This is a genomic window from Kitasatospora sp. NPDC032757, assembly GCF_055579305.1.
Map to the genome: position 1 here is coordinate 323,083 of NZ_JBVINN010000002.1, position 12,840 is coordinate 335,922.

13 protein-coding genes are annotated in these 12,840 nt (G+C 74.1%); 11 read left to right on the forward strand and 2 right to left on the reverse strand.

Annotation, left to right across the window (positions count from 1 at the left end):
• Positions 1 to 122: 122 nt before the first annotated feature.
• A complete protein-coding gene (locus ACZ5WK_RS04565) occupies positions 123 to 1,361 on the reverse strand; it encodes a Mu transposase domain-containing protein (protein WP_465544861.1) in 1,239 nt (412 codons plus the stop codon).
• A 532-nt stretch (positions 1,362 to 1,893) separates the two neighbouring features.
• Here ACZ5WK_RS04565 and ACZ5WK_RS04570 point away from each other — a divergent pair.
• From ACZ5WK_RS04570 to ACZ5WK_RS04620, 11 genes are all read left to right on the forward strand, one after another.
• Complete coding sequence (locus tag ACZ5WK_RS04570; protein WP_396319960.1) at positions 1,894 to 2,085, forward strand: hypothetical protein; 192 nt, start codon at positions 1,894 to 1,896, stop codon at positions 2,083 to 2,085.
• A gap of 69 nt (positions 2,086 to 2,154) precedes the next feature.
• Positions 2,155 to 2,913, forward strand: coding sequence for a DUF2637 domain-containing protein (locus ACZ5WK_RS04575; protein ID WP_465544863.1), 759 nt, complete (start codon positions 2,155 to 2,157; stop codon positions 2,911 to 2,913).
• A gap of 424 nt (positions 2,914 to 3,337) precedes the next feature.
• The gene (locus ACZ5WK_RS04580; RefSeq protein ID WP_465544865.1) at positions 3,338 to 4,252 is read left to right on the forward strand and encodes a metal-dependent hydrolase; all 915 of its coding nucleotides are present in this window, start codon (positions 3,338 to 3,340) and stop codon (positions 4,250 to 4,252) included.
• Between the two features lie 64 nt (positions 4,253 to 4,316).
• Positions 4,317 to 5,405: a PDR/VanB family oxidoreductase gene (locus ACZ5WK_RS04585; RefSeq protein WP_465544867.1), complete on the forward strand. Its 1,089-nt coding sequence runs from the start codon at positions 4,317 to 4,319 to the stop codon at positions 5,403 to 5,405.
• 10 nt (positions 5,406 to 5,415) lie between these two features.
• Complete coding sequence (locus ACZ5WK_RS04590) at positions 5,416 to 6,357, forward strand: M24 family metallopeptidase (protein ID WP_465544869.1); 942 nt, start codon at positions 5,416 to 5,418, stop codon at positions 6,355 to 6,357.
• Positions 6,354 to 8,075 carry an SDR family oxidoreductase gene (locus ACZ5WK_RS04595; RefSeq protein WP_465544871.1) on the forward strand — a complete coding sequence of 574 codons (1,722 nt, stop codon included), beginning with the start codon at positions 6,354 to 6,356 and terminating at the stop codon, positions 8,073 to 8,075. The genes ACZ5WK_RS04590 and ACZ5WK_RS04595 overlap by 4 nt, the downstream gene beginning before the upstream one ends.
• Positions 8,076 to 8,178: 103 nt before the next feature.
• The gene (locus tag ACZ5WK_RS04600; protein WP_465544873.1) at positions 8,179 to 8,865 is read left to right on the forward strand and encodes a hypothetical protein; all 687 of its coding nucleotides are present in this window, start codon (positions 8,179 to 8,181) and stop codon (positions 8,863 to 8,865) included.
• A gap of 198 nt (positions 8,866 to 9,063) precedes the next feature.
• Entirely contained in the window at positions 9,064 to 9,978 is a 915-nt protein-coding gene (locus tag ACZ5WK_RS04605) for an SDR family oxidoreductase (protein WP_465544875.1), read from the forward strand.
• A 128-nt stretch (positions 9,979 to 10,106) separates the two neighbouring features.
• Positions 10,107 to 10,310 carry a cold-shock protein gene (locus ACZ5WK_RS04610; protein ID WP_465544877.1) on the forward strand — a complete coding sequence of 68 codons (204 nt, stop codon included), beginning with the start codon at positions 10,107 to 10,109 and terminating at the stop codon, positions 10,308 to 10,310.
• A 30-nt stretch (positions 10,311 to 10,340) separates the two neighbouring features.
• Positions 10,341 to 10,961, forward strand: coding sequence for a LysE family translocator (locus tag ACZ5WK_RS04615; protein WP_465544879.1), 621 nt, complete (start codon positions 10,341 to 10,343; stop codon positions 10,959 to 10,961).
• A gap of 223 nt (positions 10,962 to 11,184) precedes the next feature.
• Positions 11,185 to 11,478: a hypothetical protein gene (locus ACZ5WK_RS04620; RefSeq protein WP_465544881.1), complete on the forward strand. Its 294-nt coding sequence runs from the start codon at positions 11,185 to 11,187 to the stop codon at positions 11,476 to 11,478.
• Between the two features lie 57 nt (positions 11,479 to 11,535).
• On the opposite strand, the gene ACZ5WK_RS04625 is transcribed toward ACZ5WK_RS04620, so the two are convergent.
• Positions 11,536 to 12,837, reverse strand: coding sequence for an XdhC family protein (locus tag ACZ5WK_RS04625; RefSeq protein WP_465544883.1), 1,302 nt, complete (start codon positions 12,835 to 12,837; stop codon positions 11,536 to 11,538).
• Positions 12,838 to 12,840 lie beyond the last annotated feature (3 nt).

The window sequence follows — 12,840 nt, forward strand, 5'->3', positions numbered from 1 at the left end:
GCGTGTTCGGGCCGGGCGGGACGGAGCCGGTCCGGCCCGCCGGAGGCCGTCCGGAGCCGCCCGGATCCCGGGGCGGCGGCACGAGGTTCGGCCGGCGTCGGACGTCGGGCGTCAGGGCGTCCCTACCCCGGACGACCCGTGCGCACGGCCTCGGCCTCGGCGAGGGCCGCCGCCGACGGCGGGCGGTGGGTGTTGGCGGGGCAGGGCGCGGCTCGGGTGGGGAGCGGGCGTTCCAGGACGACGGCGTGTCCGCGTCCGGTCACGGCGACGCCCGCTCCCCGCGGGGCGACGGCGTGTCGGGCGATCACCGCTCCGCGGGTGGTGGAGATCGACAGGTGCGGTTCGTCCAGGCGCCAGCGGACCTGCACGGTGGCGCCGGACAGTTCGGGCGGGACCGCGTAGACGTTGCCACGGAAGGGGACCACGTTGTGAGTGCTGACCGTACGGGTGACGCAGATCCGCGCGGGGAAGGGAGCGCTCGGCAGGTCCAGGAGGCCGTTCGCGCCGGCGCGTCCCTCGTCCGGTACCCCGTTCGTCGGCCGGACACGGTCCATCCTCGCCGCGAGCTCGTCGAGGTGGTCCTGCGCTGCCAGCAGAGGGGTCTCGTGGCGCAGGTTGCGCCACCAGTGGTGAGTGGTGGCCCGAAGGCCCTCGTCCGGTCCTCGGTCGTGGTCCTCCCAGCGGGGCGGGCAGGCGATCGCCACGTGGTAGTACTTGGCGACCTCGCTGAAGGCCGGGGTCACCCGGCCGGTCTCGGGACAGCAGGCCGCGGGCGTCCGGTGAAACCGCCATCGCGTGCCGGTGCCACCCAGCCGTCTCAGCAACTGGTCCATGGCCTCCACGACCTGCGGGAACTCCTGGTTCTCGGCCATGACCGCGCGCCAGCGCCCCGTACGGGTGAGCGAGCCCACCAGCAGGTGGGCGCGTCCGCCGTTGCCCCAGTGGGTCGGGGCGCCGGGCAGGGTGAGCCAGTCGAAGCGCACCTCCTCGCTGGCCGGCGGGGACGGGACGGTGCTGTGATCGCGGGCGATGCGCTGGCAGTGCGGGCAACGCGGTCGCAGCTGGTGCTGTCGCAGCGAGCGGGTGAAGGTCGAGTAGCCGCCGGGGTAGCCGAGTTCGACGATCTCCTCGAACAGCGTGCTCGCCGACAGGTGCGGGTCATCGGCCAGCCGCTGGCGGCAGTACGGCGAGAACCGGGTGAAGCCGTCCTGCGGGCGGCTCCGGACGCCCGCGATCCGCTCCCCGTCGAGGTAGGACCGCACGGTCTTGCGGTCGCGGCCCAGGTGGCGGGCGATCGCCGAGATCGACCACCCCTGCGCGCGACGTGAGCGGGCCTCCTCGAATTCCTCCTTGGTGAGCATCCAAACCCCCTTGCAATCCGTTCTCCTGCCCATGCGGACTCTGAAGCAATGGCGTCTCCAACGAGGCGGGAAATATAGCACGATGTCGGACGGCTCGCCCTGCAGAAAGGTTTATGCAGTCTGGCAATGGGGTTGGGGATTTCGCGGAGCGTGATTGTGGGCCGACGGGGCAAGGCGTGTGCCGGAATCTTGCTACTCCCCTGACCAGCGCTTTGGTCAGGTGGGGGGAGTGAGGAGTGGCTCGGCGCGCCTGGGGAGTTTCATCGAGCAGCATTGTCGTGTATGCGGTAAGGCGCTTTGGTCTGGTCCTTTTGCCGGGCCTGGGGCGGCCGGGCGGGGAAAGGGGCCGGTGGAAAGCTCGGGTGGCTGGGGGTGCGCAGCCGGGGAATTTCACGGAGCGATATCCCGTTGAACATAGAAGGACGCCCGAATGTCGTACATTCCGGGCCCGGTCGCGCCTCGTTGACGTGGCATGACTGCAATGTGTCGTCCACCCGTCCCACCAGCGCGTGACCCCGTCTGCAGGCTGGGTATGTGGCTCTTCGTCCCCGACCGGCCGAACGTCGTGGGTGACCTGCGCATCGGCTACCTGTCCCGCAACGGCGAGCGGGTCGTCCTGAAGAACTGCTCGCGCATCCTGGCCGAGTTCGTGCGGACGATCCGTCAGCTGGAGGACGACTTCGTCGCGCGGTCCGGTTCCCAGCGGGCGGAGGGCGGAGCGTGACGGCCCCGATCGGATGCGGGAGGGCGATAGCCGGCGGACCCGCGAGGCGTCGACTGTCCGGAGCGTCCCGTGACCTATGACCGGACAGGTGAGTTCTACGTCCCCCACGGTTACGGCGCCACCTGGTACGGATCCGCGGAGGACTACCAGCGGGCCGCGGCCTATGAGCAGCACGGTTGGCACGTCGACGGTGAGGTCTCCGGCGGCCCCTGGTTCGCCCCCGACCTCGAAGTCATGGACACCTGGGAGCCGGTCGGGCTCTTCGTTCCTCCGCCCCGTGTCGCGACCGAGGAGCCGTCACCGGCCGCGCCCGGCGTCGCCGCCGTGCCGCCCGCGGGGCCACGGCGGCGGCCGAGGCCGCCCGGGGGCTCGTGGGCGCGGTTGGTCGGCCCGTTGTTCGGGGTGATGACGGCGGCCACGTTCACCGCCGTGTGCCTTCTGGGCTGGGCCCTCTCCTACGACCCGCTGCAGGGTCTGGCCATCTCCAGGGTTCCGCACGGCCTGTCGGGACTGTGGCCCGTCGTCGTCATCGGCCCGTGGCTCGTGGGCTGTCTGTCGGTGCTGCGGGCAGCCCTGGACGGTCGTCGGGCCGTGCACTCCTGGATCGTGGTGACCCTGTTCGCCGGTGTCGCGACCTGGCTGTGCGCGGTCGGCGTGTCGCGAACGATGCCGGACCTCGTGGTCGCCGGCCTGCCGCCGATCACCGGGGTGGTCTCGCTGCACCAGCTGGTGCGTCAGATCATCGGCAGTCGCAGTTCGTGCCGGACCTCGCCGCGGCAGAAGGGGCTGCGGGCTTCCCACAAGGCCTCCGGCAGGGTGCGCGTCTGAACGGCTCGCATCCAATCGGGCTGCCCGGGCCATTCGCAGCGCCGGCGGCACGCCGACCGCACTCGGGGTGGGTCGGCGGGCCTTTCCGGCAGGTGCTGACAGCACCGGGCTGTGGTGGCACGGTGTGGACGGTCGCGGCTCCCGCCCGGGCGGCGGGGGTCGCGACCGCTTGGTGTCGATACGTCGGCACATCGACGACGGCGCGGGGCCGGCGGGCCGGCGTCCGGCATTCGGCCGCGGACCTCGACGCCGGAGGTCCGGTGGCAGGGGTGTGCGGCCCGGTCCGACGCGTCGGGGGAGTCGTCGGCGCGGGCTTATTAGACGTGCTGTCGATAAGGTTGGTCGAAACCATTGTGGCCTGCTGTACCCATGGGTAAGTTGCTCTGGAGCCGAGCCGCCACCCGCAGGTCAGGAGGGCCCTCCCATGCCCAGCGCCACCCCCGTCCCCGCCGTCGCCGCCCCCGCCCCTCGCGTGCACGACAGCCTCGTCCTGGAGCCCCGCGACGTCCGCTTCGACTGGGCCGGGCTGCCGCTGCACTGGATCCCGGACGAGCCGATGGCCACGCACATCGTCAACGTCCTCCACCTCCTCCTCCCCGAGGGCGAGCGCTGGTTCGTCAAGGTGTTCAAGGAGGCGCTGCCGCTGATCAGGGACGAGCGGCTGCGCGAGGAGGTGCTCGGCTTCATCGGGCAGGAGGCGATCCACGCCGAGGCGCACCAGGAGGTGCTGGACCACCTGCTCGGCCAGGGCCTCGACCCGCGCCCGTACGTCCGGCAGGTCTCCTGGCTGTTCCGGCGCGTGCTCGGCGACAAGCCCGGACTGTCGCCCGCCCGGCGGCGCGAGAACATCATCGAGCGGGTCGCGTTCGTCGCGGCCATCGAGCACTTCACCGCCTTCCTCGGCAACTGGGCGCTCAACTCCCCGGGCCTGGACCGTGCCAAGGCCGACCCGACCATGCTGGACCTGCTGCGCTGGCACGGCGCGGAGGAGGTCGAGCACCGCAGCGTCGCCTTCGACCTGATGGTCCACCTCGACCCGGGCTACCTGCGGCGGATCCGCGGCATGGCGGTCTCCGGCCCGCTGCTGGTCCACCTCTGGGTGCGCGGCGCCCGCTTCCTGCTGGCCGCCGACCCGACCCTGGACGGCCGGCTGCGGCCCAGCTGGCGCGAGGCCGGCCGGATCGCCAAGCGCGGGCTGTTGCCCGATCCGGTCAAGTCGGTCCGCTCCGGCCTGCGTTACCTGCGGCCCGGCTACCACCCGACCCAGGAGGGCTCCTCCAGCCAGGCGCTCGGCTACCTCGCCACCTCCCCGGCCGCCCGCGCGGCCGCCGCCGGCTGACGACCGGCAGCCGTCGCCGCCGCCCTCCCGCCGCCAAGGCCCCAAGGACCGAAGGACCCGCCGGATGGACCTGCACAACCCGCCCCCCGACCTCTACGGCCGCCCCCGCGCCGACCGGTTCATGCGGCGCCTCACCGCCTTCGGCGACCGCTACAGCCCCGCGCTCGGCTCGCCGCTGCTGCGCCGCAGCCCCCGCCGCCCGCCCAGCCGCCCCACCCCGCCGCTGCAACTTGTCGTCACCGCCCGCCGCCAGGTCGCCGCCGACGCCGTCGAGTTGAGCCTCGCCGACCCCTCCGGCGGCCCGCTCCCCGCCTGGCAGCCCGGAGCGCACCTGCGGCTGGCGCTCCCCTCCGGCCGCGAGCGCCACTACTCCCTCTGCGGGGACCCCGCCGACCGCACCGCCTACCGGATCGCCGTCCGCCGGCTGCCCGAGGGCGGCGGCGGCTCGGTGGAGGTCCACGACACCCTGCACCCCGGCACCCGCCTCACCGCCCGCCGCCCGCGCAACGGCTTCGCCTTCTGCGCCGAGCCCGCCCTCCTGCTGCTGGCCGGCGGCATCGGCGTCACCCCGCTGCTCCCGATGGCCCGCGAGGCGCAGCGCCACGGCCTGGACTGGCAGCTCGTCCACGTCGGCCGCACCGCCGGCACCCTCCCGTACACGGACGAGCTGCGCGCCCTCGCCCCCGACCGGGTGCACCTGCGTACCGACGACGTGCACGGAGGCGTGCCGACCGGCGCCGAGCTGCTCGCGTACGCCCCGCGCGGTGCCGCCGTCTACTGCTGCGGCCCGGCCCCGATGCTGGCCGCCGTCCAGCGGGCACTGGACGGATCGCCCTCCGCCGCCCTGCACTTCGAGCGGTTCGGCGCCGCGCCGGTCACCGGCGGCGAGCCGTTCACCCTCCGGCTCGGCACGGACGGCCCGGTGCTCGACGTCCCCGCCGACCGGTCCGCCCTGGACGTGCTCCGCGAGGCCCGGCCCGACCTTCCCTACTCCTGCCACCAGGGGTTCTGCGGCACCTGCGAGGTCCGGCTGCTGTCCGGCACCCCCGACCACCGCGACCGCCGTCTCACCCCCGGGCAGCGCGCCGCCGGCGCCCTGCTGCCCTGCGTCTCCCGGGCCGCCGAGGGCGAGACCCTCGTGCTCGACGTCTAAGGAGCCCTCGATGGCCCAGCCCGCCTTCCCGTTCACCGAGCACGACCTCGCCCGGTTCCGGGAGACCCAGCAACTCGCCTACCACTGCGCCGAACAGGTCGCCGCCTGGATCGAACCGGGCGTCACCGAGCGGCAGGCCACCGCCGAGCTGCGCCGCTGCCTGGTCGCCGCCGGGGTGCAGGACTTCTTCCACGTCCCGTTCGCCTGGTTCGGCGACCGGACGGCGTTCCGGCACTTCCACACGCCGCTGCAGTTCTTCGCCGGCGGCCGCCGGCTGGAGGAGGGCATGCCGTACGTCCTGGACTGCGCGCCCGTCGTGGACGGCTACACCGCCGACATCGGCTACGGCGGCAAGGTCGGCGAGAACCCGGTCTGGGACCGGCTCGCCGCCGACCTGCGGGTCTACCGCGAGCTGATCCTCGCCGAGGTCCGCGCCCGCAAACCGCTCGACGAGGTGTACGCGGCGGTGGACGCGCAGATCGCCGCGCACGGCTACGACAACCGCCACCAGGTCTACCCGGGCCGGGTGATCGGCCACCAGGTGACCCGGACGACCGCCCGCGGCCCGGCCGGGGTCAACCTCTTCGGCTTCGGGGTGCGTACACTCCAGACGCTCGGCCGTGAGCTGATCAGTGAGCGCCTGCACGGCCGTTCGCCGCTCTGGGCGGACGGCCGGGCGTCCCGGCACGCGCCGACCCCGGGCCTGTGGGCGGTGGAGCCGCACATCGGGTTCCGCGAGGTGGGCATCAAGTTCGAGGAGCTGCTCGTGGTCACCGAGGACGACGCGTACTGGCTCGACGACGACCTGCCGCACGTCCGCCGCTGGACGGCGGCGGCCGGGAGCGAGAGCACGGCGGCCGCCTCCGGGACCGCGTCGGCCCGGACCGTCGCGCCGGCCGGGACCGAGACCGCGGCCGGTGCGCCCAAGACCGCCCAGGAGGCGACCCGATGACGACCACCCGCCGCCGGACCGTCCACTCCGGCGGGCTGCCGCTCGCCGTCTTCGAGGACGGCGACCCGGACGCGCCCACCGTCCTGCTGGTGCACGGCTACCCGGACACCCACGTGGTCTGGGACGACGTCGCCGCCGACCTCGCCCGTGACCACCACGTCGTCCGCTACGACGTGCGCGGCGCCGGGGAGTCCGGTGCCCCGGCCTCCCGCGAGGGGTACCGGCTGGAGCAGCTCGCCGCCGACCTGTTCGCGGTCGCCGACGCCGTCAGCCCGGACCGCCCGGTGCACGTGGTCGCCCACGACTGGGGCTCGCTGCAGTCCTGGGAGGCCGTCACCTCGCCCGGCGCCGAGCAGCGGATCGCCTCCTACACCACCATGTCCGGGCCCTGCCTCGACCACATGGGGTACTGGCTGCGCGACCGCTACCGCCGCCCCACCCCGCGCCACCTGAAGCAGCTGCTCTCCCAGGGCGTCCACTCCTGGTACATCACCGCCTTCCACCTGCCCTACCTCGCCCCCGGCATCTGGCGGCTCGGCCTGGCCCGCGCCTGGGGCCGGGTGCTGCGCGACCTGGAGGAGGTCACCCCGCGGCCCGGTCACCCCCAGCCCACCCTGCGGCGGGACGCGGTGCGCGGCATCGAGCTGTACCGCGCCAACATGCGGCCCACCCTGCGCAGCCCGCGCGAGCGGCCCACCGAGGTGCCGGTCCAGCTGATCACCCTGACCAAGGACCACTACGTCGGCGAGTTCCTCTCCGAGGGCCTGGAGCGCTGGGTGCCCAGGCTGACCCGCCGCTCGCTGCACGCCACCCACTGGTCCGCCCTGCTGGAGAAGGGATCCGCCGTGGCCGGCATGGTCCGTGAGTTCACCACCGCCGTCGACGCCGGGCAGAGCGCCGACCGGGCCGGTCTCGGCCGGCTGGTGGTGGTCACCGGTGGCGGCAGCGGCATCGGCCGCGCCACCGCGCTGGCCTTCGCCGAGGACGGCGCCCGCGTCGTCGTCTGCGACCTCGACCCGGACGCGGCCCGCCGCACCGCCGAACTGGCCTCCCTGATCGGCCCGCCGGCCCACGCCTACCGGGTGGACGTCAGCGACGGCGCCGCCGTGGACGCCTTCGCCCAGCAGGTCGCCGAGGACCACGGCGTCCCCGACGTGGTGGTCAACAACGCGGGCATCGGCCACTCCGGGACGTTCCTGCAGACCACCGAGAAGGAGTGGCAGCGCGTCCTGGACGTCAACCTCTGGGGTGTCATCCACGGCTGCCGCGCGTTCGGCACCCTGATGGCCGACCGCGGCGCCGGCGGCCACATCGTCAACCTCGCCTCGGCCGCCGCCTACCTGCCGTCCAAGGCGCTCACCGCCTACGCCACCAGCAAGGCCGCCGTCTTCATGCTCTCCGACTGCCTGCGCGCCGAGCTGGCCGGCCACGGCATCGGCGTCTCCACCATCTGCCCCGGCATCGTCAACACCAACATCACCCGCACCTCCACCTTCTCCGCGACCGGCGCCGCCCAGCAGGCCGCCAAGCAGGCCCGTGCCGCCAGGCTCTACGCCCGTCGCGGCTTCCCGCCCGAGAAGGTCGCCGCCGCGATCCTGCACGCCGTCCGCACCGGAAAGCCCGTCGTCCCGGTGACTCCCGAGGCCAAGGCCGCCCGCCTGCTCAGCCGCCTCTCCCCGGGCCTCCTGCGCCTCGCCGCCCGCCTCAACGTCACCTGAGGCCGGCCGGCGGCAGGTTCCTGCCAACATCCCCCGCGCGACGCCAGGCCCCGGCCGGGCGTCGTTAGGCTCCGGCGAAGATCATGACGAGGGGACAGATCAAGTGAACAAGCGTCTGGTTTCCGCTGCGCTCTCCGCGGCGGGCCTGGTCCTGGCGGTGGCTCCGGGGGCCTCCGCCGCACCCGCCGCCGAGACGACGAACGCCAGGTCGTGCGAGGGCGTCACGCTCTCCGGATCGCTGCCGGTGCCGCCCGCCGGCCTCGCGGTCCAGCAGACGGTGACGATCGGCGAGGACTGCAAGCCGCAGGAGGGCCCGGTGACGTACGTCCCGGCCACCACCACCCCCGCCGCGAAGTCCGTGAAGGCCGCGGCCGCCGCCGGCGCCACCACGGGCAAGCGGCAGATCAGCAGCTGGAACCAGATGTTCGACTGCTGCAACATCCGGATGACCGGGCTGTACACCACGTCCGACTGGAACACCGCCGACGGTCGCGTCACCAGCGCCACCACCGTGGCGCGCCAGGAGTTCAACCGCGAGCCGTGGGACGCCGGCTGGTCGGTGAAGTCCGCCACCAGCAGCGACGACTGCACCACCGACTGCGCCGTCGTCAACTCCCAGGCGCACGCCGACTTCGGCTACAAGGGCATCTTCGACGTCACCGGTGGCTGGTACGGCAACACCCACCACACGTACCTGACGCTGAACCCGGACCTCACCAGCAGCTGCACCTTCGACGTGCAGCTGAAGCACACCTTCATCGGCTGGAACTGGCAGCACGGCTGCCAGTGAGGCGCCCGCCCACGGCCTGACCTGACGGCGCGTGCCCCGGGGCCGGTGAGGTCGACTCCACCCGGACCCGACCTCACCGGCCCTCGCAGTTGGGGAACGCCCTCCCGCCTCGTACCGTGAATGACGTCGACGCCGCGCTCCTCACCGGGGCGTCGGCGTCGCCGCAGGAGACGGGCAGCCACGAGGGAAGGCACGCGCATGGAGCAGCCGCTCAAGGGCAAGGTCGCACTGGTCGCCGGGGCGACCCGGGGCGCCGGGCGGGGGATCGCGGTCCAGCTGGGGGCCGCGGGCGCGACGGTGTACGGGACGGGCCGCAGCGCCGGGGGTCGCCGGTCGGAGTACGGGCGGGCGGAGACGCTGGAGGAGACGGCGGCGCTGGTGACGGCGGCCGGCGGGCAGGGCATCGCGGTGCGGGCCGACCACCTGGTGCCCGCCGAGGTGGCGGCCGTGGCGAAGCGGATCGAGGCCGGCCACGGCGGGCTGGACATCCTGGTGAACGACATCTGGGGCGGCGAGCAGCTCTTCGAGTGGGAGCGCCCGGTCTGGGAGCACGACCTGGACAACGGGCTGCGCCTGCTGCGCCTGGCCGTCGAGACGCACGCGATCACCAACCACCACCTGCTGCCGCTGCTGCTGCGCCGGCCGGGCGGGCTGGTGGTGGAGATGACCGACGGCACCGCCGAGTACAACGCGACCCGCTACCGGAACTCCCTCTTCTACGACCTCGCCAAGTCCTCGGTGCTGCGGATGGCCTTCGCCCTGGGGCACGAGCTCGGCCCGCGCGGGGCGACGGCGGTGGCGCTCACCCCCGGCTGGCTGCGTTCGGAGATGATGCTGGAGCACTTCGGCGTCACCGAGGAGACCTGGCGCGAGGCGACCGGGAAACAGCCGGACTTCGCCATCTCGGAGTCGCCCGCGTACGTCGGCCGCGCGGTGGTCGCGCTGGCCACCGATCCGCAGGTGGCGCGTTTCAACGGCACCTCGCTCTCCAGCGGCGCCCTGGCGAAGGAGTACGGCTTCACCGACCTGGACGGCAGCCGCCCGGACGCCTGGAGCTACCTGGTGGACGCCGAGCAGGCGGACGGCCCGTTGGACCCGTCCGGCTACCGCTGAGCGGCGGGCGGCGCCACGGCACCGGTGCCGGGGGCGTGCGGTGAACGCGGCGTGCGGCGAGGCGGCCCGGCGGTGACGATGGGTGGAAACCGGGGACACCCCCACCCGCCGACCGAAGGAGCACACCCATGGCCACCGGCACCGTGCAGTCCTACCACGCCGACCACGGCTACGGCCTGATCACGCCCGACGAGGAAGGGCCCGCGCTGTACGTCTACTTCGACTCGATCGTGGCGGAGGGGGACCGGGCGCTCACCGAGGGCCAGCGGGTGGAGTTCGACCCGACGGAGCAGGAGGGCCGCCCGGTCGCCGAGCGGGTCCGCCGGTTGTAGGAGCGGTCCGGCCGCCTACGATCAGGCCCCATGGAGATGACGACCGCCCTGTGGTCCTTCGCCCTCGTCGTGGGGCTGCTCACCCTCACGCCCGGGCTCGACACCGCGCTGATCCTGCGCACCTCGGCGCTCGGGCACCGACGGCAGGCGTGGGGCGTGGTGCTCGGCATCCAGACCGGCACGCTGCTCTGGGGCACGCTGACCTCGGCCGGCGTGACGGCCCTGCTGACCGCCTCCCGGCTCGCGTACGACGTCCTGCGCTGGGGCGGGGCCGCCTACCTGGTCTGGATGGGCGTCGCCATGCTGCGCAACCGCGGCGGCGCGGCCGAGCCGGAGGAGGGGCTCGCGGACGGGGGCCTGGCGCACGGCTGGCGGCGCGGCACGCTGACCAACCTGCTCAACCCCAAGGTCGGCGTCTTCTACGTGGCGGTGCTGCCGCAGTTCATCCCGGCGGGTGCGCCGCACTTCGCCGCCGGCGTGGCGCTGACCTGCGTGCACGTCGTGGAGGGACTGCTCTGGTCGGCGGTGCTGGTGGGCTTCGCCCAGGCGGTGCGCGGCTGGCTGCGCCGGCCGGCCGCGCACCGGCTGCTGGACCGGGTGACCGGTGCGGTGGTGATCGGCTTCGGGCTGAAGCTGGCGGCCTCGAACTAGGGCGGACAGGACACTCGGCGCCCCGGGCCCGGCGGTGCGCTCTCCTCGGCGCGGCCTCCCCCCGGCGCACGGCGAGTCCGCCGGGCGGGTCCCGAGTCCGGCCCGCCTCCGGCCCCGCGACGTCACCCGGCTGGTGGCGCCGGGATGGACGCGGGGGCGCGGCGGGGGCTGCATGGGAGACGGCAAACCCCCACCCCGGAGCCCACCAGGCAGGAGCACCCCCATGGCGATCATCGCGACGTTCGAGTTTCCCGGCGTCACCCGGGCCCAGTACGACGAGGCGACGGACCGGCTGACCGGCGGCGCCGGGCTGAACAAGCCGTCCGACTGGCCGGTGCGCGGGCTGCTGCTGCACGCGACGGGCCCGACGCCGGACGGCGGGTGGCACGTCACGGACGCCTGGGAGTCCCGGGAGGCGTTCGAGCACTTCGCGGCGGTGCTGATGCCGATCCTGCAGGAGGTCGGCATCCCGACCACCCCGCCGCTGATCTGCGAGGCCTACAACGTGGTGAGCTGAGCCGGGCCCGGTACCGCGCCCGGAACCGCGCCCCGGGCCGTGCGGCCGGCCCGGCGCTCAGGCCGCGTGCGGCTGCGGGGTCTCGGTGCTCCGCTCCGCGGGAGCGCCCTCGCGGGCGTCCGCCGGATCGTCCTCGGCGCGGGCCAGGTCGTGGTGGATCGGCCCGTTGCCGGCGCTCAGCGGCAGGCAGCTGCCGCCGCGCCGGTGGGCGACGATCTCCGCGGCGACCGAGACGGCGGTCTCCTCGGGTGTGCGGGCGCCGAGGTCCAGGCCGATGGGCGAGCGGAGCCGGCCGATCTCCGCCTCGGTGAGGCCGACCTCGCGCAGCCGGGCCTCGCGGTCGCGGTGGGTGCGGCGCGAGCCCATCGCGCCGATGTAGCCGACGGGCAGCCGCAGGGCGCGCTCCAGCAGCGGGATGTCGAACTTGGCGTCGTGGGTGAGCACGCAGAGCACCGTACGGCCGTCGATCCTGTCGAGCTGCGAGTCCAGGTAGCGGTGCGGCCAGTCGACGACGACCTGGTCGGCCTCGGGGAAGCGCCGCTCGGTGGCGAAGACCGGGCGGGCGTCGCAGACGGTGACGTGGTAGCCGAGGAACCTGCCGATCCGCACCACGGCGGCGGCGAAGTCGATGGCGCCGAAGACCAGCATCCGCGGCGCGGGCACGTAGGCCTCGACGAAGAAGGTGACGGTGCCCTGTTCCCGCTCGTCACAGGGGCGGCCGTCCGGGCCGAGCACGACCCGGCCGGTGCGCCCGGCGTCCAGCATGGCCCGCGCCTCGGCGACGATGGCGTGCTCCAGCCCGACAAGCAGGCGCCGCGCGACGGGGGTCTCGCCGGCCGGAGTCCGGGGGAGCGTCGCCGGAAGGCCGGTGGCGGGCGACGCGAGGGCGGTCGTCGGCGAGGGGGAGAGGGCGCCGTGGTGGGTGTCGGCGGTGACGGCGACGGTGGAGCCGACCAGTCCGCCGGGGCCGGCGATGACCCGGGCGAGCGCGACGGGGGTGCCGGAGGCGATGTAGGTGATGCCGGCGTCGAGCGCCGGGTCGGCGCCGGGGACGACCGGCTGCACGAAGACGTCCAGGATGCCGCCGCAGGTCAGGCCGACGGCGAAGGCGTCCTCGTCGCTGTAGCCGAAACGTTCCAGGACCGGTTCGCCGGACTCGATGGCAGCCTGGCAGAGCTCGTACACCGCGCCCTCGACGCAGCCGCCGGAGACGCTGCCGACCGCCTCGCCGGCCGCGTCGACGGCGAGCGCGGCGCCCGGGTCGCGCGGGGCGCTGCCGGAGACCCCGACCACGGTGGCCACGGCGAAGGAGCGCCCGGACGCGTGCCAGGCCTGCAGCTGCTCGGCGATGTCCTGCATGTC